Below are 22,477 nucleotides of genomic sequence, written 5' to 3' on the forward strand. Positions count from 1 at the left end.
ATTCGGGGTGGGTACTCGAGCCCGCCACCTACCGCACTCCCGGCCACCCGGCACTACCGGGGTGCGCTACCTGTCGCATTGCCAGCCACACGGCACCAGATTCAGTCCGCCATAACCGCAGTCCCCGCCCGACCGCCCTCCAGGGTCGCGCTCGAGTGGCGCTGTGGGGCGGGGAGTGGAGTGTGTTGCGGACCTGAGCGGTCGTGCTGGGTGGCCGGGAGTCAGTGTGGTGGCGCACTCGGGTGGTGCCGGGTGGCCGGGAGTGCGGTAGGTGGTGCAGGGGGGGGCTGGGTGCCCGGTAGGTGGTGCACTCGAGTGGTGGTGGATGGCCGGGGGCGCGGTGACCACTGCACTCCGATGGGATCAGCTCTGAGCCGCCAAAGCCTGTTTGACCTGCGCCAACGTCGGGTTCGTCGCGGTCGATCCATCCCGATACTTCACCGTCGGCACGACGTGGTTGCCGTTGTTGACGCTTCCGACGAAGTCGGCCGATGCGGGGTCCTCTTCGATGTCGATCACCGTGTAGGTGATGCCTGCCTCGTCGAGCTGGGTCTTGAGGCGGCGGCAGTAGCCGCACCAGGTGGTGGAGTACATCGTCAGGTCAGGGGTTGTTTCGCTCACGCGATGTGCAACGTCGTGGATGTCGCTGGTGTTCCGGGCGGGTTCTTGTCGGCGGGCGCTGTCATGATGGTGCCCGTGTCAGCACTCGATCTCGCCGCCCTCGACCCGGAACAGGCCGCCGCGGTGCGGGCACCGAGGGGACCGGTGTGTGTGCTCGCGGGCGCGGGCACCGGCAAGACCAGGACCATCACCCATCGCATCGCGCACCTGATCGCGGGCGGTCACGTGAAGGCCGACCAGGTCCTCGCGGTGACGTTCACCGCGCGCGCCGCGGGCGAGATGCGCGGCAGGTTACGGGCGATGGGTCTCGGTGGCGATGCGGGGCAGGTGCAGGCACGGACCTTCCACGCGGCGGCGCTGCGGCAACTGCGGTACTTCTGGCCGCAGGTCGTCGGCGATGTGCCGTGGCGCTTGCTCGACAGCAAGTTCCCTGTCGTCGCGCAGGCCGCCCACCGGGCGGGGTTGGGCAGCTCGACGGAGCTGATCCGCGACCTGCTCAGCGAGATCGAATGGGCCAAGGCCTCGCTGATCGCCCCGGAGGACTATCCGGCCGCGGCCGCGAAGCACCACCGCGACGCCCCGGTGGAGGTCACCCGCGTGGCCCAGGTCTACGCCGGGTACGAGTCGGCGAAGACCTCCGCCGATGGCCTGCTGCTGGACTTCGACGACCTGCTGCTGCACACCGCCGCCGCGCTCGAGGACTACCCGGCGGTCGCCGACGAATTCCGTGGCCGCTACCGCAGTTTCGTCGTCGACGAGTACCAGGACGTCACGCCGTTGCAGCAGCGGGTGCTCGACGCCTGGCTCGGCGAACGCGACGACCTCACCGTCGTCGGCGACGCCAACCAGACCATCTACTCCTTCACCGGCGCCACCCCGAACTACCTGCTCGACTTCTCCCGCCGCTTCCCCGACGCCACCGTCATCCGGCTCGAACGCGACTACCGCTCCACTCCGCAGGTGGTGTCGCTGGCCAACCGGGTGATCGGCGCCGCGCGCGGCCGCATCGCGGGCACCCGGCTCGCGCTCGTCGGTCAGCGTCCCGACGGCCCGGAACCCGAATTCGCCGAGTACCCCGACGTGCCCGCCGAGGCCGCGGCCGTCGCGGGCAAGATCAAGTCATTGATCGCCGCGGGCACACCGGCGGCCGAGATCGCGGTCCTCTACCGGATCAATGCCCAGTCCGAACCGTTCGAACAGGCGCTGGGGTCCCGTGGCATCCCGTTCCAGGTGCGTGGCGGCGAAGGGTTCTTCCAGCGGCCGGAGATACGCCAGGCGGTTCAGAAGCTGCGCCACGCCGACACCCGCGACGACCTACCCGACGCGGCGCGCAGCGGTGGCGGGCTCATCACACTGGTACGGGCCGAGCTGGCGTCGGTCGGGCTCACCGCCGAGGAACCGGCGGGCGCCCAGGCCAAGGAACGCTGGTCCGCGCTGCTCGCGCTGGTACAGCTCACCGAGGAACTTGTCGGCCACGACCCGGAGATCGACCTCACCGGTCTGCTTCGCGAGCTGGCCACCCGCGCCAAGGCCAAACACCCCCCGACGGTCGAAGGCGTCACGCTGGCGTCGCTGCATGCCGCCAAGGGTTTGGAATGGGATGCGGTGTTCCTCGTCGGCGTCAGCGACGGCACGCTCCCGATCCAGCACGTGCTCGGCGACGACGGCAGCCCGTCCGACCAGGCGGGTCTCGAAGAGGAACGTCGGCTGCTCTACGTGGGCGTCACTCGCGCGCGCGAGCATCTCGCCGTCTCGTGGTCGCTGGCCCGCGCCGAGGGCGGCCGACGGGTACGCAGGCGGTCCCGGTTCCTCACCGGTCTCGTCCCCGACGACTCGCCCGCCTCGCGCATCGCCGCAACGGCCACGGGCCCCAAGGACGCCGACGGCAAACGCCCACTGTGCCGGGTCTGCGCGAAACCGCTGATCGGCACCTACGCCTCCATGCTCGGCCGCTGTCGACGTTGCCCGGCCGAACTCGACGCCGAACTGCTCGCGGCCCTGCAGGAGTGGCGCGCGGAGAAGGCCGAGGTGCTGCGGGTGCGCGATTTCGTGGTGTTCACCGATACCACCCTCACCGCGATCGCCGAACAACTCCCCGCCGACGACAAGGGGCTGGCGGCGATCGCGGGCATCGGCCCGAAGAAGATCGAACAGTACGGCGCCGACGTACTCGCGATCGTCGCGTCACGGATGCGGGCCAAGACACAAAACCGCAGGTAGAAAATAGGTTGTCCGGTTATCGATCTTTGCCTATGGTGGACAGCACGCACCGAGAGTGATCTCGACGCGTGGAAACTATCAGCACACGAGTTCAGGAGGGAGGCAGTCAGATGAACAACAACACCGCATTCGTCGCGATGGGCAATCGCGACCTGGTGAACGAATTCATGGTGTCCGCCTCCCGGGGGGTCCTCGCTCTGCAGGGGACCGGTCTGTCCGGCGTCGATACCAAAGCTGTCCCGATGACTGTCGTGCATCAGCACAGCCCTGTTCGTCTCCAGGACAAGCCCATTGTGGGTTGGCAGCCGACCGCCGTTCCGGCATCGGCAGACACGTTCGCCGATGAGGCCGGATACGCACCGGCAATTTTCGGCGGCGCAACCCGCCTCCGCGTCCGCCCAGCGACCGTGCTCAGGTCTCGACACAGATGTCGAACTAGGTAGGAATTCCTCCCTAGACCTCCTGGCCACGGATCGCGAGAAGCGAAATCCGTGGCCATTGTTTTCGGCTCCTCAGCCGCAGGCTCCGGGTTCGCACACCGAACACCACGACCGCTGCAACGAGCTGAAGGAGAACGACGTGTTCACCGCCCAGGACTGGCCGACGGCCACTACTGACGTGACATGCCGAACCGTGGCGCAGACCCCTCGCGTCCGTGAGGTCACCACCAAGACCCTGCCCTGCCGGGCCGGAAACCCCGATCTGTGGTTCGCCGAGAGCCCCACCGATCTCGAGCAGGCCAAGCAGCTGTGCGCCTCCTGCCCGATCCGTAAGGGCTGCCTGACGGCGGCCATCGACCGCGCCGAGCCGTGGGGCGTCTGGGGCGGTGAGATCTTCGACCAGGGTGTCGTGATCGCCCGCAAGCGCCCGCGTGGTCGCCCGCGCAAGGTCGCGATCCCGGCATGAGCGGACAGCGGCCGGAGGCGGCAGCGGAGCGTAACCACGCAGGCCGCCCGCGCATGCCGCACGAACACCGCATGAACCCGGGAAAAGGGTTGTATCGCAAGCGAACCGCTCACCGCGCGTCGGTGGGCGGTTCGTTTGTCTCGGTGTGGCTAGGAGGCCCGTTCGGCGGGGAAGCCGGGCACCCAGGTGCGGACCAGGTTCATGAAACCGAGTTCCGCGTCGAGCTGGGCGAGGATGCCGACCGAGCCGCCGAGTACCCGGAAGATCATCAGGTGTTCCGGCGGAAGTTGTAGCGCCCGAGCGGTTTTCATCTCGGGGCTGGACAATTCCGACGCCTTGCCCGCCACCTGTTGCAGCCAGGTGCGGGTGAAATGGAACGAATCGGTGCGGATCGGGTCACTGAACGGACGCAGGTAGGCCCCGATCTCCTCGGGGGTGACGGTGCGGCCCGGGATCACCCAGCCGTGCTCGTAGAGCAGCCGGGTGAGGGCATCGTGGTCTTCGGCGACAGCCAGCGCCAGCATCTCACCGAGAACGCGGGGGAAACCGTCGGGCATCGGCGCGCAGGCACCGAAATCGAGGACGGCCAGCTTGCCGTCGGCGGCCACGAGGAAGTTGCCCGGGTGGGGATCGCTGTGCAGCAGACCGACCAGCTCGGGTGAGGAGAAGTGGAAGACCCCCATCAGCTCCGCGATCCGATTGCGCTGCGCGCGTGTGCCTTCCGGGTCCTGCGCACCCGCGGCGATGAGCGCCGAGATCGGCGTGCCCTCCAGCCATTCGGTGACGATCACCTTGGGCGTGCTCGCGAAGACCTTGGGGATCGCGATATGGGGGTGCCCGTCGAAGGCAGCGGCGAAGCGGCGCTGGTTGCCCGCCTCGATGCGATAGTCGAGTTCGTCCTCGGTGCGCTCGGTGATCTCGGCGAGCAGCGGCTTCACGTCGACGCCGGGGATCACCGACGAGAACAGCCCCGTCATCCGCGACAGTGTCTTCAGATCCGCGCGCAGCGCCTCGTCGGCACCGGGATACTGCACCTTCACCGCCACCGCGCGCCCGTCGGACCACACCGCGCGATGCACCTGGCCGATGCTGGCCGACGCGGCGGGAGTGTCGTCGAAGGACTGGAAACGATCACGCCACTTGGTTCCGAGCTGCTGGTCGAGCACCCGGTGCACCTTGTCGATGGGCATCGGCGGCGCGGCTGCCTGCAGCTTGGTGAGGGCATCGCGATAGTGCTCGCCGAATTCCTCGGGCACGGCGGCTTCCATCACACTGAGCGCCTGGCCGAACTTCATCGCGCCGCCCTTGAGCTCACCGAGCACGGTGAAAAGTTGTTCGGCGGCCTTCTGGTTCAACCCGGCGTTGATCTGCTGCTTGTCACCCCCGACGAGCTTCTTGCCGAACCCGACGGCGGCTCGCCCAGCGATGCCGAGCGGAATTTTGGCCAACTTGGCATTGCGGCTGGAGCTGCGGCGCACGATCTCGGACACGCTACCCATCATGGCCGAACCTGCGGGCGCTGTGCCATGGGAATGCTCACACCGGCGATCATCGAGCCACCTCCGCGTGGTGACCGGCCAATGTCCGGCAGCCGCATTCCGGGTGCGGTCGCCACGGCCTGCGGCGCAGTTCGTGCGAGTCGAGATCGAGTTCCAGCGTCGCGTCCAGGGTGGCGGGGCGTCGTCGTGGTGAGCACGCGACGATGGCTTCCAGTTCGCCGAGGGTGAGCGCGGTGGTCGCCGCCACGCCCGCGGGGGAGGCGTGCCCGGTGCGGCCGAGCAACTGCGCGGCCAGATGCGGCCAGTCTTGGTCGAGACCGGCGCGGGTGAGGTCCGCGCAGCGCAGGCAGCTGGTCTGACCGGGCAGGACGAGCGGGCCGACGACACCGATGCCGTCGCGCACCCGCACCTGCAGGTGCGGCATCCGGCGCAACACCAGGTCGACCGACAGTCGCGGGTCGATCATCAGCGCGTCGGTGAGCACGACCAGATCGCAACCGGGCGCGCCGACCACCACCTCGGGCCGGAACACGCGTGACCGGGTGGGCCGAAAGCCCATGCGGCGCAGCCCGATCGTCACCGCGTCCGAGAGCGGTCCGAGGCCGTGCACGGTGATCGAGCGGATCTTCGCCTGTTTGCGCTCGGGTTGCAGAAGCAGCCCGGCCCGATCGATGGCGGCCAGCAGGGCGTCGGTGCGATCGGGGGAGATGCCGAATTCCCCGGCACGCCAGATGATCTGGGGGCGCGACTGCAGACCGTCGAGCAGTCGGAGGAAGGCGAGCACCGTTGCGGTGTCGAGCTCGGTGGTCTCCAGGACGAGCGCGCGTTCGGGGTCCCAGCCCAGTTGCACCGTGCCCGAGGGTCGGACCAGGGTGGTCACCCTCGGGTGCAGCATCGGGCCGCGCAGTGGTGTTGTGGTCGTCATGTCGGAAGTATCGGCGACCGGGTGGGCCCACCCGGCGCCCGAAAGCCTGGTTATCCACAGGTTTTGGGCGTGTCGCATGCGCGATCTCGTCTTGTGAACAGCCGATGTTCCGCCCGTCGTCCCGGCGATTCGAGACGGCGCCGCGCCGAAAAGCCGTGTCGCGGGACCACCGGGGGAAAGTTTTTCACCACCGGTGGTCGCGCGGGCGGTCAGGAACGGTCGCTGTCCGGGTCGTCGCTGGTCTCGTCGGACTTCTTCTCACCCTGCTGCGCCTGATCGCGCTCGCGGGCCTCGGTCTCGGCCAGCTGGGCCAGCGGGTCGTCGAAAGCGCCTGTGCCACCACCGATCACGGAGTCGATGAAACCGGCGGGGGAGTCGAGGTCGGTGGAATCGGGCAGCAGATCCGGGTGCGCCCACACGCCGTCGCGGCGTTCCATGCCCGCGTCGTCGGTGAGTCGGCGCCACAGCGCCGAGGCCTCGCGCACCTTGCGCGGACGCAGTTCGAGTCCGACCAGTGTCGCGAAGGTCTGCTCGGCGGGCCCACCGGTCGCCCGGCGGCGCCGCAGCGTCTCCGACAGCGCCGTCGCACCGGGCAACCGCTCGCCGACCGCGTCGGTGACCACCACGTCGACCCAGCCCTCGATCAGCGCGAGCAGTGTTTCCAGCCGTTCCAGCGCGGCCTTCTGCTCAGGCGTGGTCTGCGGTTCGAAGGTGCCCTGCGAGAGCAATTCCTCCAGCTTGGACGGATCGCTCAGCATCATCGGATCGATGTTCTGGGCGGCGTCCTCCAGCGCGGAGAAATCCATCTTGATGCCGCGTGCATAGGCTTCGACCGCGCCGAGCACCTGCTGACGCAGCCACGGCACATGCGCGAACAGGCGCTGATGGGCGGCCTCGCGCGCGGCGAGGAACACCATGATCTCGCTCTCGGGCTGCTCGAGTCCCTCGCTGAAGGCGGCGATGGCGCTCGGCAGCAGTGCGGCGGTACCGGCCGGGCCGAGCGGCAGACCGATATCGGTCGAGGTGAGCACCTCCTTGGCCAGCTGGCCGAGTGCCTGGCCGAGCTGCGAACCGAACGCCAGCCCACCCATCTGACCGAGCATGCCGACCATCGGCCCGGCGAACTGCTTGGCCTCCTCGGGCAGCTGCGCGGTCCACATGCCCGAGATCTGCTCGGCCACCGGATCGCACAGCCGCTTCCAGGTGGGCAGCGTCTCCTCGATCCAGTCGTTGGCCGTCCACCCCACGGTCTTGTTCGCGCCCGCGGGGAGCACGGTCGCGCCGTCGAGCCACAGTTCGGCCAGGTGCGCCGCGTCCGCGACGGCGGACGACGTCTTCGCGGCGATCGGCGCCACGGAGGACCCGAGCTGCTGGCGGGCCAGGCGCTTGGCCACGTCGTAGTTGACCGGGCCGGACTGCCCGCCACCCGGCGCACCGCCCTGGCTCATGCCGCTGATCATCTGACCGAGCTGGGTCAGCATCTGACCAAGCTGCGACGGGTCGAACCCACCCGTACCGCCCGCCCCGAAACCGAACGGATCCGATCCGGCGGGTCCGTTCGCCTCGTCGCGACGCTTACCGGACTCGTCGTCGTCGCGGTTCGAGAAGCCGAAGGGGAGATCGCTCATGCCTCTTACGTTACGCGGGACCTGCCGGTCCACGGTGTTCGCGCTTCGCGAAATCCTCGGCACGGCCGGTGGCGCAAATGCGTGCCGTGCCGTCACGCGCGGGCGGTGATCACTACTGTGGTCCGAGTGAATCGTCGGATCCTCACCCTGATCGTGGCCCTGGTGCCCGTCCTCGTGCTCGGCGTGGTCGGCAGTGTGGTCACCGTCCCGTTCGTCGCACTCGGTCCCGGCCCGACCTTCGACACCCTCGGTCAGGTCGACGGCAAGCAGGTGGTCGACGTCACGGGCGCACCACTCGATCCGACCACCGGGCAGCTCAACATGACGACCGTCTCGGTGCGCGACGAACTCAACCTGTTCGAAGCGTTCGGATTCTGGGTGAGCGGTGAACACGGCCTGGTCCCGCGCGCCGAGGTCTACCCGCCCGGCGTGTCCCGTGAGGAAGTGGACAAGTCCAACCAGCAGGACTTCAAGGACTCCGAGAGCAACGCCGAGGTCGCCGCGCTGCACCACCTGAACCTGCCGACGGTGGTCCTGGTGCGCGGAGTCGTCGAGGAAGGCCCGGCCAAGGACATCCTCACCGCCGACGACCAGCTCATCAGCATCGACGGCAAGCCGATCAACGCCCCGCAGGAGGTGATCGACCTGGTCGGGACCAAGCGGCCCGGCGACGTCATCACGGTGGTGTATCGACGCGGCGACGCCGAGCAGACCACCCCGATCACCCTCGCCGCCCGTCCCGACGACAACGACAAGGGCTACCTGGGCATCGGCCTCGGCGAGGGCGGGCGCCCGCCGCTGAAAGTCGAGTTCAACCTGGCCGACATCGGCGGCCCCTCGGCCGGACTGATGTTCAGCCTCGCCCTGATCGACAAGCTCTCACCCGGCGAACTCAACGGCGGACGCTTCGTCGCGGGCACCGGGACCATCGACCAGGAGGGCAAGGTCGGCCCGATCGGCGGCATCCAGTACAAGATGATCGCGGCCCGCGAGGCAGGCGCCGAAACCTTCCTCGTGCCCGCGGCCAACTGCAACGAGGCGGCCCAGCGCATCCCGGAGGGCCTGCGGCTGGTGAAGGTCGACACCCTCGACACCGCGATCACCGCGCTGTCCGACATCGAAGCCGGACGCGAACCCGTCAGCTGTGCTTGATGGCGGCTGGCGCCGCGGTGCTTGATGGCGGCTGGCGCCGCGGTTCTCGGCGCTAAGCGCCGCCTCTTCCCTCCCTGCGGGCACTCCTTCGTCGCACCCTCCGGTCAGTCCAGAGGCGGCGACGCGCCGAGAACTCGGGGGTTGATCAGTTGATCATTCGAGGGTGTGGTGGAGGGCCTCTACCAGGCCCGGCGCCAGATTCGGGTAGGTGCGCAGGTCCAGGTCGCCGAAGCCGTCGTCGTCCTCGGGGCGGATCTGCAACAGACACAGTGACGCGCCCTGGCGCAACACGCCCGCGATGAGCCGGGCATCGCGACGGCCCGGGTGGGCGTGGGCGGCGGCGCGCCCGGCCGCGTCGGCGGCTTCCTCGTCGGCGAGCAGCGGAACGAGCGCCTCGTCCAGATCGCTCTCCGCGTCCGGCGGCAGCACCACGATCTCCTGGACGAGCACGCAACCCTCGACCGCGGGCGGCCAGGTGGTGGTGGCCAGGAATTCGTCGAGCGCCATCGACCCGCCGGTGATGTCGTCGGGGAAGGCGTCCTGGGCCACGGGCGTCAGTTCGCTGCCGTCGTCGAGCTGATCCTGCAGATCCGGTTCGGCCGCGGCCAGGTCGGCGGTCGGCACCAACGCGAACATCTGCGGCGGATTGCCCCAGCCTTCGGCGTCGGCGAACTCGACGACCTCGCGCACACAGCGGGCGAGGAGAACTTCGGCGTGCTCGTCATCGGTCACGCGACCATCCAATCATTTTCGGCCCTGGCGCTTGCACGGTGTCCGATTTCCGTAGAGTGGGCGCCAACGGTCCGGCAGTTCGGTTCCCCGCGCGAGTGGGGATGACCCTCCGGATCACCCGCAACATCGGACTGCGGTGTCCGCGCCCGGAATCGGTCGCGGTACCGCCGGAGCATGGAGAGTGGCACCGTGGGCATGCGGCCCCCCACCGGCTTACCTTCGTTGTCCCGACGCAGCCGTGTGCTGCTGGTGACGGCTGTCGTCCTCGCGGCGCTGCTGCTGCTCGGGCCCCGACTCACCGACGCCTACACGAACTGGTTGTGGTTCGGCGAGGTCGGCTATCGCAGCGTGTATCTGGGCGTGTTGCGCACCAGATTCCTCTTGTTCGTCGTGATCGGGCTGTTCGTCGGGCTCGTGGTGTGGGCGGCGCTGCTGCTGGCCTACCGGTCGCGTCCGGTGTTCGTACCCGTCGCCGGGCCCAACGATCCGATCGCGCGCTACCGCACCACCGTGATGGCCCGACTGCGCTGGTTCGGCATCGGCATTCCGGTGTTGCTCGGCCTGCTGTCGGGTCTGGTGGCGCAGTCGAATTGGGCGACGGTGCAGATGTTCCTGCACGGCGGCGACTTCGGTCAGCAGGACCCGCAGTTCCATCTCGACATCGGCTTCTACACCTTCGACCTGCCGTTCTACCGGATGGTGCTGAACTGGCTGTTCGTCGCCGTGGTCATCGCGTTCTTCGCGAACCTGGTGACCCACTACGTGTTCGGCGGGCTGCGCCTGGCCGGGCGCGAGGGCGCGCTCACCCGTGCCGCGCGGGTGCAGCTGGCCGTGATCGCCGGAATCTTCGTGCTGCTCAAGGCCGTCGCGTACTGGTTCGACCGGTACGACCTGCTGTCGAGCACGCGCAAGGAACCCACTTTCAGCGGTCCGTCGTTCACCGACATCAACGCGGTGCTGCCCGCCAAGCTGATCCTGCTGTCCATCGCGGTGATCTGCGCGATCGCGTTCTTCGCCGGGATCGTGCTGCGCGATCTGCGGGTGCCCGCGATGGCGGCGGCGCTGCTGGTGCTCTCCTCGATCCTGGTCGGCGCGGTGTGGCCGATGGTCGTCGAGCAGTTCTCGGTGCGCCCGAACGCCGCCGAGAAGGAAAGCCAGTACATCGAGCGCAACATCCAGGCCACGCGCGAGGCGTACGGCATCACCGACGACAAGGTCGAGTACCGCGACTACCAGGGCGTGAGCACCAAGAGCCCGCTCGAGGTCCCCGCCGACGCGGCGACCATCGGCAATGCCAGGCTGCTCGACCCGAACATCCTCTCGCCCACGTTCACCCAGTTGCAGCAGCGCAAGAACTTCTACGGCTTCCCGGAGTCGCTCGACATCGACCGCTACAACGTCAACGGCGAACTCCAGGACTACATCGTCGCCGCGCGCGAGCTGCATCCGGCGGCACTGTCGGGCAACCAGAAGGACTGGATCAACCAGCACACCGTCTACACCCACGGCAACGGTTTCGTCGCCGCACCCGCCAACCGCGTGAACAAGCCGCAGTCCGACGCGCAGAGCGCATCGGGCGGCAGTGATTCGGGGTATCCGCTGTTCACGGTGAGCGACCTGTTCACCGAGAAGGACAAGCAGCAGATCAAGGTCGACCAGCCGCGCATCTACTTCGGCGAGCTGATCTCCCAGACCGATCCCGACTACGCCATCGTCGGCGCGGCCGAGGGCGAGGCGCCGCGCGAATACGATTCCGACACCGCGCAGTTCACCTACGACGGCACCGGTGGCGTGCCGGTGGGCAACTGGTTCAACCGGTTGGCCTTCGCCGCCAAGTACGCCGAGCGCAACATCCTGTTCTCCTCGGCGATCAGCGACGACTCCAAGATCCTGTTCAACCGGTCGCCGCGCGACCGGGTGCAGAAGGTGGCGCCGTGGTTGACCACCGACGGCAACGCCTATCCGGCGGTCGTCGGTGAGCGCATCGTGTGGATCGTGGATGCCTACACCACCCTCGACAAGTACCCGTACGCGCAGTCGACCTCGCTCGACGGCGCCGTCGAGGACAGCATCGACAAGAAGACCGGCCGGGCCATCCCGCGCAAGGAGGTCAGCTACATCCGCAACTCGGTGAAGGCCACCGTCGACGCCTACGACGGCACCGTCACCCTGTACGAGACCGACACCAACGACCCGGTCCTCAACGCCTGGCAGGGCGTGTTCCCCGACGCGGTGAAGCCCGAGAGCGAGATCTCGGCCGAGCTGCGCGCGCACTTCCGCTACCCGGAAGACCTGTTCAAGGTGCAGCGCGAGATGCTCACCAAGTACCACGTGGACAACCCGCGCGAGTTCTTCACCAACAACGCCTTCTGGTCGGTGCCGAGCGATCCGACGATCGAGGGCGGCACCTTCAACCAGCCGCCGTACTACGTGCTGCTGGGTGATCCGAAGACGAACAAGCCGGTGTTCAACCTGACCTCGTCGATGGTCGGCTACAACCGCGAGTATCTGTCGGCCTACATTTCGGTGCGCTCGGATCCGGAGGGTTACGGCAAGTTCACGGTGCTGCAGCTACCGGGCGAGACGCAGACGCAGGGTCCGCAGCAGACCCAGAACTCGATGACCACCGCCGACGCGGTGTCGCGGGAGAAGACGCTGCTGTCGAACTCGAACAAGATCCGCTACGGCAACCTGCTCACCCTGCCGGTGGCCGACGGCGGCATCCTGTACGTGGAACCGTTCTACAACGAACGCAACACCGGTTCGTCGACGTTCCCGCAGCTGCTGCGCGTGCTGGTGAGCTACCGCGACTCCGGTGGCGGTGTGAAGGTCGGATACGCGGCGACCCTGGCCGACGCGCTCAACCAGGTGATCCCGGGCGCCGGTTCGCTGGCGACACCGTTCGGCGGTGATCCCTCGGTGAAGCCGAAACCGGGCGCCACTCCGCCGGTGGACCAGGGTTCGACCCCGCCCGCGGGTGGTGTCAACCCGCCGCCGCCCGCGACGGGTACCCCGTCGACGCCGACTCAGGACGCCGCGGCGGCCGAGCTGAGCCGCAAGATCGAGGCGGTGCGCGCCGCGATGCGCACGGGCAACTTCACCGACTTCGGTAAGGCGCTCGAGGAACTGGACAAGGCCGTGCAGGACTACCAGGATGCGGGCGGCCGGTAACGGTTCGTGACACAAGAAGGCCCCGCCGGACTCGGCGGGGCCTTCTTGCTGCAGGGGGAAACGAGTGGATCAGCCCGCGATCTGCGCGATCAGCGGAGCGTTGGCATCGAGCAGGTCCTGGTACTGACCGGCGACACCGTACTGCTCGGCCAGGGCGCGGCCCGCGGCGGTCGCCTGGTCGACGGCGGCGCGCACCTCACTGGGGGCCTCGACCGGCAGCTCGACGGCAGGCTCCTCGATCGGGGCAGGAACGGGCTCGGGCTCGGCGGCCTGCAGGTACCTGCCGCAGTGCGGCCACGCGCCGACACCCTGGGTGGCGAGCACGTTCTCCGCGACGCGGATCTGCTCTTCCTTGCTCGCGGTGTGGGCCGAGCCCTGTCCGCCGTTGGCCGCCCAGGTGCTCTGCGAGAACTGCAGACCGCCGTAGTAACCGTTGCCGGTGTTGATGCCCCAGTTGCCACCGCTCTCGCACTGGGCGACACCGTCCCAGTTGTGGGCGGCGGCGGAGGCGGTGCCGGTGGCGAGGCTGAACGGAACGGCAACCAGGGCGCCGGTCACGGCGGCGACGCCGAGGGCGCGGGTGCGGAATTTCCGGGTTTCAGTCATGGGGGAGACGCTAACCAAGAATTGCGCACCGATCACATCTTGATAACGGACATATTGTGTGATTGGTTCATCCGTCTTTTCTGGGTTTATACGGCGTATCCGGCGGGAATGCGTAAGTTGCCCGCAGTTTGTGATTGCATCGTTATGTGCCTGAGATCACGCCGAAATAGTGACCCGGGTCACTGATTGGCGTCCTTTCTCGGGGCGCGACCGTCGCGATGTGATGGTCATCACTGATGACGTCATGGCTGAGGGGCTGACCTTCGTGAAGATCGGCTCGCTTCCGCGAAAAACCCCGTCTGACCTGACGATTTGGCATCTACGCTAACCCGTGTGTAATGTTGTATTCACCGACGCGGGGTGGAGCAGCTCGGTAGCTCGCTGGGCTCATAACCCAGAGGTCGCAGGTTCAAATCCTGTCCCCGCTACAAACGAAGAAGGCCCTGATCAGTAGGTCAGGGCCTTCTTTCTGTCCGGTGCCCGCCCCGATCCTGTTCGTGGTCACCGTTCCCCCTGCGCACTGTCGGTGACATGTCCAAGGACGCCGCCGACGCCGTGTCGCCCGCGCCTTCCCCCGCTTAAGTTCGAGATGGCCTCACCGGCCGAAACGCACCCGGGGCGACCGCCCCACCATCCGGCTGATGATCCTGGGGAGGGACCACATGTCGCGGCCCGGTAGTTTGCGAACCCTCGTTCTCGCCGCACTCACCGTCACGGCGGCGGTCACGGCCGCACCGGTCGGGGCAGCGCCCTCGCTGGTCGACGACGTCGTGCCCGCACCCGCGCTGCCCGCCGCCTCCGCACAACCGATCAAAGACCTGCCCGCCGACATCGCCGCCCTGTGGCAGGCCACCCGCGCCACCCCCACCGGCGACCCGATCTTCGACGCCTGGCCCGCCGGACTCGCGGACCGGCGCCCGGGCGAGATCATCGACCAGCGCGACGTGACGGCCACGGCGGCACCGTTCGCGGTGGCCCCGATCCAGCAGGCCCTGCTCCTGAAATTCCGCACCACCGACTCGCGCGGCGCACCGTCGTACGCGACGGCGACCTTGCTCATCCCGACAGCCGCACCCCCGACGGGAACGATCAGACAGGTGGTGGTCAACGCACTACCGATCAACTCGCTCGGCGCGACCTGCACACCGGGTTACGCCTTCGCGCACGGCGCCCACCCGAAGTTCAACCTCGGCGATCTCTTCCCGCCGACGATGGCATGGGCACTGAACCGGGGACACGCGGTCCTCGTGCCCGACCACGAGGGACCGCTGATGGCCTATGCGGAGCCGACGGTCGCCGGACACGCGGTGCTCGACGCGATCCGCGCGGTGCGCGCGGTGCGTCCCGAGGTGTTCGGCGACAGCCGGTTCGCCGTCGGCGGGTACTCCGGCGGCGCGATCGCCGCCTACGGCGCCGCCGTGCTGCAACCCGAGTACGCGCCCGAACTCGCCGACGCGCTCGCCGGGGTGGCCATGGGCGGCCTGATCAGCGACTACCCCGCGATCGCCGAACGCTTCAACGGCGGCATGGCCTCCGGCATCCTGATGGCCGCCGGTCTCGCCGTCGCCAGGGAACACCCCGCGCTGCTCGCCCAGCTGAACCATCTCGGTCAATGGGTGGCAGCCTCACCGGTCCGCGACCTCTGCGGTGACAGCAACGGCCCGCTCGGTCTGCTCGGCCTCCCGGTGGACGTCGGGATGTCGCCACCGGACCCGCTCGCCTCCGACGCGGTGCGGGAGATCTTCAGCCGCACCGACCTGAGCAGCCGGACCGCCGACACGGCGCTGTACATCTATCACGGACAATTCGACTTCGGCGTACCCCCGGAACAGGGCCTCGCCGTCGCCAGACGACACTGCGCCCGCGACACCGAGGTCGTCTTCCGGGCGTTGCCCACCGAACACAGTCTCGGGATGATGGCCGGTTGGCCCGGAGCGATGGACTGGATGGACGCCCGGCTGACCGGCGTACCGGCGCCGCGCGAGTGCCCGTGAAGCGGATGTCCGTGCTCTGAGACGCCGACGGTGCCGTCCTGCGGAGGAGTCGGCACCGTCGGCGGGCGTGGTCAGGCGTCGAGGTCGCTGGCCACCAGTTCCGCGATCTTGTCGAGGGTTGGCTGATCGTCGGAGCTGAGGACGACCTCCGCGCCCTGGCCCGCGCCGAGGGTCATGATCATCAGCGCCGACCCCGCGTCGACCGGGTCGCCGCCGGTCAGCGCGATGGTGACGGGCACGCCCGCCGCACCGACCGCCTCGGCGATCAGGGCGGCGGGACGCGCGTGCAGGCCGACCGAGGAGCCGACGGTGACGGTGGTGCTCGGCATGGGTTTCTCCTTGTTGTGCGTGGTGGGTTACGCGGTGGTGAGAACTGGGGACTTCCGGCCGGTGAATTCCTTGGCGAGGGTGACGCAGGCGGCGCCGACGAGCGTGCCCGCCAGCACGGACACGATGAACCACAGCACGTGGCCGATGGCGAAGAACACGAAGATCCCGCCGTGCGGCGCGCTGAGCGTGACATCGGTGGCCATGATCATGCCGCCGGTCACGGCGCCGCCGACCATCATCGACGGCAGCACCCGCAGTGGATCGGCCGCGGCGAACGGGATGGCGCCCTCGGAGATGAACGAGGCGCCGAGCAGCCAGGCCGCCTTGCCGTTCTCCCGCTCGGCCTCGGTGTACAGCCGCGGCCGCAGCGTGGTCGACAGCGCCATCGCCAGGGGCGGAACCATGCCCGCGGCCATCACCGCGGCCATGATCCGCAGGGTGGTGTCGTCGGTGACCGACAGTCCGGCGGCCGCGAACGAATAGGCCGCCTTGTTCACCGGGCCGCCCAGGTCGAAGCACATCATCACGCCCAGGATGACGCCGAGCGCGATCGCGGAACTCCCCGACAGGCCGCCGAGCCAGTCGGTGAGCGCCTCGGTGACCGCCGCCAGCGGCTTGCCGAGCAGGACGAACATCAGCACACCGACGATCAGCGACGCCAGCAGCGGAATCACCACCACCGGCATCAGGCCACGTGCCCAGGTCGGCACCGGCAGCTTGCTCACCCACAGTGCCGCGAAACCGGCGATCACACCGCCGACGAGGCCGCCGAGGAAGCCCGCACCCACGAACACCGCGATCGCGCCCGCCGTGAAACCCGGTGCCAGACCCGGCCGATCGGCGATGGCGAAGGCGATGTACCCGGCCAGTGCGGGGACGAGGAAGCCGAAGGCGAGCACACCGATCTGGTTGAGCACAGCGCCGACATAGGTGACCAGACCGCCGTCGGGCAGGTCGGTGAGCGAGTTGTTCAGCACGATGTCTTCGGCGCTGTCGGAGATCTCGTAGCCACCGAGCAGGAAGCTCAGCGCGATCAGCAGACCGCCCGCCGCGACGAACGGGATCATGTAGCTCACGCCGGTGAGCAGGATCTGCCGCAGCCGGGTACCCCAGCCGATGCCCTTGGTCGCGGGTTCGCCCGTCGTCGGCGCGGTCCCGCCCACGGTGGCGGCGCCGGGAGTTCCGGCGGCCGCCACCGCCTCGGCGATCATGGTGTCGGGCTCGTTGATGGCCCGCTTCACCCCCGATTCGATCACCGGCTTTCCGGCGAATCGGCCCCGATCCTTCACGCCGACATCGGTGGCGAAGATGACCGCGTCGGCTGCGGCGACGGTTCCCGGATCGAGCTTGTTCCCCCCGCTCGAACCCTGCGTCTCCACCGCGATGTCGACGCCTGCCCGCTCGGCGGCGGCGACGAGCGAATCGGCGGCCATATAGGTATGGGCGATGCCGGTCGGGCACGCTGTCACGGCGACGATCCGCGTCCGCGAGTCGGCGCTGCGGGCTGACGACCCACTCGCGTCGACCCGAGCGGTGTCCGCTGTCGCCCCGACAGCCACGGCGCCTGCCGCGGCCGACCCGGTGCTGATCGCGTCCGCTGGGGGAGCCGCGCTGTCGCTCGATGACTCCGAGGTCGCGGCATTGTCCTGACCAGCGGTGGCTTGCGGCGAGTCCGAAACATTCGCGGAGGAGACGGATTCGGAGGCGCCCGCTGCGGTGGCACCGGTCGTGACGGGCGTCGGGGCGGAGGTCGGCGGCGGATCGACGACCCCGTCGACCAAGGCGACGACCTCGGCAGGCGTGGTCGCCGAACGGAGGTCGTTGACGAAGGCCGGTCGCACCAGCGCCCGGGCCAACGCCGACAGCAACTTCATGTGGTCGGCACCCGCGCCCTCGGGGGCGGCGATGAGGAAGACCAGATCGGCCGGACCGTCGGGCGCACCGAAGTCGACAGCGGGAGCGAGCCGCGCGAACGCCAGCGAGGGCGCGGTGACGGCCCCCACCCGGCAGTGCGGAATGGCGATGCCGCCCGGCAACCCGGTCGCCGATTGGGCTTCCCGGTTCAGCGCGGCCTCGCTGACAGCGGCCGCGTCGGTGGCCCGGCCGTTCGCGGCCAGCTTGTCGGCCAGTGCGGTGATGACCGATTGTTTGTCGGCGCCGAAGTCGGCGTCGAGCGTGACCAGGTCTGGGGTGATGATCGAATCGGCCATCGTCGTGTCTTTCCGGTGTCGGGTCGAGCGGGATGGAACGGGGAAGTCAGCTGGTCGCGGTGTCGTCCAGTGCCTTCGGCGACGCGTCGGGAAGCGGGTGGGCCAAGACGGCGTCGAGCATGATGTCGGCGGGGCCGGGCAGTTCTGTGCCGGGCAGTGCGGTGGCGGCGCTGCCGTAGGCGACGGCGGCGCGCAACCGATCGGCCGGGTCGAGACCGGCCAGGTCGGCGAGCAGATATCCGGCCAGCGCGGAATCACCCGCCCCGACCGTGCTGCGCGCGACGATCGGCGGTGCACCGGCGAACCACGCGCCTTCGGCGGTGACCAGCACCGCACCCGCTGCCCCGAGGGTGGCGAGTACGGCACCGACCCCGCGCTCGATCAGCGCGGTGGCGGCGCGAGCGGCGGCTGCGGGATTTTCGAGACCGGCCGGGTCCAGCCCCGTGAGCTGGGCCAGCTCGTCGGTGTTCGGTTTGACGAGATCCGCTGCGGCAGAACCTGTTTCCTCGAACAGGGCGAGCAACGGTGCGTCGGAGGTGTCGACCGCGATCTTGGCCGATCCCGCCGCTGAGAGCTCCTCGACCATCCGCGCGTACCACTCCACGGGCACGCCGGGTGGTAGCGAACCCGACAGCACCACCCACGCGGCGCCCACGGCCGACTCGGTCAGGGCGGCGGCGAGGGCGTCGAGGTGCGGTGCGCGCAGCGGATACCCGGGTTCGTTGATCTTCGTCGTGGTGCCGTCGGCTTCCGCGATCGTGAGATTGGTCCGTGGCGTGCCGCCGGTCGGTACCGCACGGAAGGCGATTCCGGCGCCGCGCAGTCCGCTCACCACCGGGTCGTCCTCAGTGCCGGGTAGGACGGCGAGCGCGGGCACGCCGCCGGAGGTCACCACGCGCGCCACGTTGACGCCCTTGCCGCCGGGCTGGGAGGTGACGTTCGCCGCGCGGTGCACCTGCCCTCGGAGCAGCGGTTCGGTGAGGGTTACCGTCCGGTCGACGCTCGGGTTCGCGGTCAGTGTGACGATCATGCGAGCACCACCTCGATTCCCTCGGCGATCAGTTCCTCGTGTGCGGCGGAGGGGATGTCGGTGTCGGTGACCAGCACGTCGATGTCGGCGGTCGTTCCGAAGCTCACGAAGTCCTCACGTCCGATCTTGGTGGCGTCGGCGACGACGACCACGCGGTCGGCGGCCGCGATCATGGCCCGCTTCACGGCGGCCTCCTCCGGGTCGGGCGTGGACAGCCCGTGCCGCACCGTGAGCGCGTTGGTACCGAGGAACGCGACGTCCACCCGCAATTCACCGAGCACCCGCAAGGTTTCGGCACCGACGGCGGCCTGGGTGACGCCACGCACGCGCCCACCGAGCAGGTGCGTGCGGACCCCGGCGTATCCGGTGAGCCGCGTGGCGACGGGCAGCGAGTTGGTGACGGCGACCAGGTCCAGATCCACCGGCAGGGCGGCGGCCACCCGCGCGGTCGTCGTGCCCGCGTCGAGCAGCACGCTGCCGCCCGAGGCGGGCAGGTACCGCACGGCGAGTTCGGCGATGCGGTCCTTCTCGACCGCGCGGGTGCTGTCGCGTTCGACGGTGCCGAGTTCGATGGTGGTGAGCGCGCCCGCGCCGACCGCCCCACCGTGCACCCGCCGGATCAACCCGATCCGATCGAGGACGGCCAGGTCGCGGCGGACGGTTTCGGTGGTGACTCCGTACTTGTCGGCGAGTTCGGCGACGGAGACGCGACCGCGCTGCCCGATGAGGGTCGCGATGGCCTGCTGCCGTTCCTCGGCGTACATGGTTCCTCCGGTGCGTGAGTGTGTACTCATGTTGTTTTATGCCCACTCATGTGGCTTTGTCAACGCTTTTTGGTGAGCCGAGTCACAATCGTTGCCCAGGGGTATGACAAAGTCGCGGTTACCGCGAGCGGAACGCGCCGGGATGTGCCCGCACGGCGGGCAGGACGAGAGGCGGCCGCTCGATCGGGGCCGATGGGCCGCGCGATGGGGCCTGAGTGCGGCTGTGCGCGGACGGCGCGGGAGCCGGAAGGGGAGCGTCGAGCGCTCGGGTCGAGCGTGGAGGGTCAGTCGAAGCCGAGGTCGCTGGTGAGCGGATCGCGTAACGCGCCCTCGGCGGCGCGTAGTCGATCGGTGACCGAGGTGAGCAGATCCATCGAGTCCTGGGACAGGCCGAGGGCGAGCCGGGTCAGGTGGCGCACGCGGTCGCAGTTGATGCGCTGGGCCAGCGCTACATCCGGATCGGCGGGAGCGGCCGAGTGTTCGACGACGGTCACGACAGGGGCACTCACAATCTCGGAACGCGCTGCTGGGGTAGGTGCTGCCTACGTTGGAGTATGACGCACCTTACATGGCCCCGACGACGCGCGAGGGCGGGTCGCGTGCGAAAGTTCAGCGATGAGTCAGTTCGCCGACTATCAGAACGAGATCTATCTCACCGCGCTCGGGGGCGTGCTGCCCGAATTCCCCATGGACTACGCCACTCTCGAGCGTAAAGCCACCGCCGCCCTGCCCGACACCCTGCTCAACTACATCGCGGGCGGCGCGGGCGACGAGCTCACCCAGCGACGCAATGCCGAGGCCTTCGCCGACTGGGGGCTGCTGCCGCGCATGCTGGTCGGCGCGACCGAACGCGACCTCACCGTCGACGCGTTCGGGCACACCTTCGCCAGCCCGCTGTTCCTGGCGCCGGTCGGTGTGATCGGCCTGGTCGGCGAGCAGGGCCACGGTGACATCGCGGTCGCGCGGGCATCGGCGGAAACCGGTGTGCCCGCGATGTATTCGACGCTGATGGAGGATCCGCTCGAAGAGGTTCGTCCGCACGCGGGCGACACCCCCTCGTTCTTCCAGCTCTACACCCCCAAGAACCGCGAACTCGCGGAAAGCCTCGTGCACCGCGCCGAGGCGGCGGGCTACGCGGGCATCACCGTCACCCTCGACACCTGGGTGCCCGGCTGGCGCCCCCGCGACCTGTCCAGCGGCAACTTCCCACAGCTGCGCGGTCATGTGCTGAAGAACTACACCAGCGACCCGGTGTTCCGAGCGATGGTCGGTTCCGACGACCCGAAGATGATTGTGCTGCATTGGGTTTCGACCTTCGGCCATTCGCTGACCTGGGACGATCTGACCTGGCTGCGCTCACTCACCGACCTGCCGCTGATTCTCAAGGGCATCTCCCATCCCGACGACGCGCGCCGCGCCATCGATCTCGGCGCCGACGGCATCTACTGCTCCAATCACGGTGGGCGCCAAGCCAACGGCGGTCTGAGCGCGCTGGAGACCCTGCCAGACGTCGCCGCCGCCTGTGACGGCCGCGTGCCCGTGCTGTTCGACTCCGGTGTCCGCTCGGGCGCCGATGTAGTGAAGGCGCTCGGGCTCGGCGCGACCATGGTCGGTATCGGCCGACCGTATGTCTACGCGCTCGCCCTCGGCGGGGTGCGCGGTCTGGTGCATCTGCTGCGCTCCTACGCCGCCGAGGCGGACCTGCTGCTGGCCGTGAACGGCTACCCCGATGTGGCCGCGGTGCGCGCCAACATCCGGCCGAGCCGTCACGGCAACGCCACACGAGGCTGAGCCGCCGAGGCGCAAACCCGCTCCGGGGGGCGGGTTTCGGCGGCCCGGCCGCGGCCTCGGCCGGAACTTGTCGGTGCGGTGCGGCATCATCAGGGGCACACCACGCTCTAGCACGCACCAACCTCCCGGAGTCCACGATGTCCTCGCCGAGCACCAAGTCCGCATCCCGACGATCAGCTCCCCCGGTTCTGTCCGAGGCCGAGCTCGCGCGCATCGCAGGCGAGTTGGCCGAGGGCAAACCGCCGATGGTGTGGTTCACCTCGGCGGCTGTCGGCGTCGAGGAGGGCAAGTCGGGCAAGATCGTCGCGCTCGGCGACCCGGCCGACGGCGACTTCCTGCAGGTGCGCCCGACCGGTTCCAAGGACGTGCTCTCGTTCGGCCCGAGCGAGGTGACGCTCACCAAGCCCGCCCGTGGGACTACCGTCGCACCCGGCGGTGCCAAGCCCGCCACGCACCACGTTCCCGAGCCGAGCAACCGAAAGGACACCCCCGTGACCCAGCCGTCGTCCCCGCCGAGTGCCGCGCCGAAGCCCGCCGCGCCGCGTTCGCTCGCCCCCGTGCCAGACGACGCCGCCGCACCGAAGCAGGCGGCGCCGCGTCCGGCCAAGACCACGGCGGCCCGCAAGCCCAAGGCGCCCGAGGTCACCGTCACGCTCACCGGCACCGCCGACGGCGAATGGACCGTCGACGTCGTCAACGGCAAGAAGCGCAGTGTCAAGGGACTCGCGGTGAACAGCGGAGCGGTCGCCCAGGCCGCCAAGATCTTGCACCCGGAGGTCGAGGAAGTGGTCGCCGGGATCCTGGAGGCTGCGCGTGAGGTGCAGCAGGCCAAGGTCGCTCAGCTGCAGGCCGAACTGGAGGCGGCCAGAAGGCTGCTCGCCGAACTAGGGGACTGACA

General features: G+C 69.0%; 19 protein-coding genes and 1 tRNA gene. 9 read left to right on the forward strand and 11 right to left on the reverse strand.

Translation table 11 applies throughout. From position 1 onward, the window contains the following. Positions 1-363: 363 nt before the first annotated feature. On the reverse strand, positions 364-594 hold the full coding sequence (locus tag NC7_RS19430) for a mycoredoxin (protein WP_067637296.1): 231 nt from the start codon (positions 592-594) through the stop codon (positions 364-366). A gap of 90 nt (positions 595-684) precedes the next feature. Here NC7_RS19430 and NC7_RS19435 point away from each other — a divergent pair, with 90 nt between their 5' ends. The 3 genes from NC7_RS19435 to NC7_RS19440 all read left to right on the forward strand — a co-directional run bounded on the left by NC7_RS19435 (position 685) and on the right by NC7_RS19440 (position 3,747). Next, complete coding sequence (locus NC7_RS19435; protein WP_067985230.1) at positions 685-2,841, forward strand: ATP-dependent DNA helicase UvrD2; 2,157 nt, start codon at positions 685-687, stop codon at positions 2,839-2,841. A 110-nt stretch (positions 2,842-2,951) separates the two neighbouring features. Next, complete coding sequence (locus tag NC7_RS29255; RefSeq protein ID WP_157102086.1) at positions 2,952-3,284, forward strand: hypothetical protein; 333 nt, start codon at positions 2,952-2,954, stop codon at positions 3,282-3,284. 136 nt (positions 3,285-3,420) lie between these two features. Continuing rightward, a complete protein-coding gene (locus NC7_RS19440; RefSeq protein WP_157102087.1) occupies positions 3,421-3,747 on the forward strand; it encodes a WhiB family transcriptional regulator in 327 nt (108 codons plus the stop codon). A gap of 149 nt (positions 3,748-3,896) precedes the next feature. Here NC7_RS19440 and NC7_RS19445 read toward each other — a convergent pair whose 3' ends face one another. The 3 genes from NC7_RS19445 to NC7_RS19455 form a co-directional block, all read right to left on the reverse strand. Beyond that, the gene (locus NC7_RS19445) at positions 3,897-5,246 is read right to left on the reverse strand and encodes an ABC1 kinase family protein (protein WP_373861261.1); all 1,350 of its coding nucleotides are present in this window, start codon (positions 5,244-5,246) and stop codon (positions 3,897-3,899) included. Between the two features lie 49 nt (positions 5,247-5,295). Continuing rightward, positions 5,296-6,171, reverse strand: coding sequence for a TOMM precursor leader peptide-binding protein (locus NC7_RS19450; RefSeq protein WP_067985164.1), 876 nt, complete (start codon positions 6,169-6,171; stop codon positions 5,296-5,298). A gap of 209 nt (positions 6,172-6,380) precedes the next feature. Continuing rightward, on the reverse strand, positions 6,381-7,799 hold the full coding sequence (locus tag NC7_RS19455) for a zinc-dependent metalloprotease (RefSeq protein WP_067985166.1): 1,419 nt from the start codon (positions 7,797-7,799) through the stop codon (positions 6,381-6,383). Between the two features lie 126 nt (positions 7,800-7,925). Here NC7_RS19455 and NC7_RS19460 point away from each other — a divergent pair, with 126 nt between their 5' ends. Continuing rightward, positions 7,926-8,951: a YlbL family protein gene (locus NC7_RS19460; RefSeq protein WP_067985168.1), complete on the forward strand. Its 1,026-nt coding sequence runs from the start codon at positions 7,926-7,928 to the stop codon at positions 8,949-8,951. A 153-nt stretch (positions 8,952-9,104) separates the two neighbouring features. Here the strand turns inward: NC7_RS19460 and NC7_RS19465 are convergent, their stop codons facing one another. Continuing rightward, positions 9,105-9,683: a PPA1309 family protein gene (locus NC7_RS19465; RefSeq protein WP_067985169.1), complete on the reverse strand. Its 579-nt coding sequence runs from the start codon at positions 9,681-9,683 to the stop codon at positions 9,105-9,107. A 189-nt stretch (positions 9,684-9,872) separates the two neighbouring features. Between NC7_RS19465 and NC7_RS19470 the strand changes: the two genes are divergently transcribed. Continuing rightward, complete coding sequence (locus NC7_RS19470; protein WP_067985234.1) at positions 9,873-12,854, forward strand: UPF0182 family protein; 2,982 nt, start codon at positions 9,873-9,875, stop codon at positions 12,852-12,854. A 69-nt stretch (positions 12,855-12,923) separates the two neighbouring features. Here NC7_RS19470 and NC7_RS19475 read toward each other — a convergent pair whose 3' ends face one another. Further along, complete coding sequence (locus tag NC7_RS19475; protein WP_067985172.1) at positions 12,924-13,460, reverse strand: transglycosylase family protein; 537 nt, start codon at positions 13,458-13,460, stop codon at positions 12,924-12,926. 354 nt (positions 13,461-13,814) lie between these two features. On the opposite strand from NC7_RS19475, the gene NC7_RS19480 reads away from it, so the two are divergent. Next, positions 13,815-13,888, forward strand: a tRNA-Met gene (locus tag NC7_RS19480). A gap of 213 nt (positions 13,889-14,101) precedes the next feature. Then, positions 14,102-15,454, forward strand: coding sequence for a lipase family protein (locus NC7_RS19485; RefSeq protein WP_067985174.1), 1,353 nt, complete (start codon positions 14,102-14,104; stop codon positions 15,452-15,454). A 71-nt stretch (positions 15,455-15,525) separates the two neighbouring features. Here NC7_RS19485 and NC7_RS19490 read toward each other — a convergent pair whose 3' ends face one another. From NC7_RS19490 to NC7_RS19510, 5 genes are all read right to left on the reverse strand, one after another. Then, positions 15,526-15,783 (reverse strand): HPr family phosphocarrier protein, encoded by a 258-nt coding sequence (locus NC7_RS19490; RefSeq protein ID WP_067985176.1) that lies wholly within the window; start codon positions 15,781-15,783, stop codon positions 15,526-15,528. Between the two features lie 27 nt (positions 15,784-15,810). After that, positions 15,811-17,994, reverse strand: a complete 2,184-nt coding sequence (locus NC7_RS19495) for a PTS fructose transporter subunit IIABC (RefSeq protein WP_067985178.1) — start codon at positions 17,992-17,994, stop codon at positions 15,811-15,813. A gap of 46 nt (positions 17,995-18,040) precedes the next feature. Beyond that, a complete protein-coding gene (locus NC7_RS19500) occupies positions 18,041-19,024 on the reverse strand; it encodes a 1-phosphofructokinase family hexose kinase (RefSeq protein ID WP_067985181.1) in 984 nt (327 codons plus the stop codon). Next, entirely contained in the window at positions 19,021-19,788 is a 768-nt protein-coding gene (locus NC7_RS19505) for a DeoR/GlpR family DNA-binding transcription regulator (protein ID WP_067985183.1), read from the reverse strand. The genes NC7_RS19500 and NC7_RS19505 overlap by 4 nt, the downstream gene beginning before the upstream one ends. 284 nt (positions 19,789-20,072) lie before the next feature. Continuing rightward, positions 20,073-20,282, reverse strand: coding sequence for a hypothetical protein (locus NC7_RS19510; protein WP_067985185.1), 210 nt, complete (start codon positions 20,280-20,282; stop codon positions 20,073-20,075). A 121-nt stretch (positions 20,283-20,403) separates the two neighbouring features. Here NC7_RS19510 and NC7_RS19515 point away from each other — a divergent pair, with 121 nt between their 5' ends. After that, positions 20,404-21,579 carry an alpha-hydroxy-acid oxidizing protein gene (locus NC7_RS19515; protein WP_067985187.1) on the forward strand — a complete coding sequence of 392 codons (1,176 nt, stop codon included), beginning with the start codon at positions 20,404-20,406 and terminating at the stop codon, positions 21,577-21,579. A gap of 137 nt (positions 21,580-21,716) precedes the next feature. Continuing rightward, on the forward strand, positions 21,717-22,475 hold the full coding sequence (locus NC7_RS19520) for a DUF6319 family protein (protein ID WP_067985189.1): 759 nt from the start codon (positions 21,717-21,719) through the stop codon (positions 22,473-22,475). Positions 22,476-22,477 lie beyond the last annotated feature (2 nt).

Origin of the sequence: Nocardia caishijiensis NBRC 108228, assembly GCF_001612825.1 — a bacterium.
Lineage (GTDB): Bacteria > Actinomycetota > Actinomycetes > Mycobacteriales > Mycobacteriaceae > Nocardia > Nocardia caishijiensis.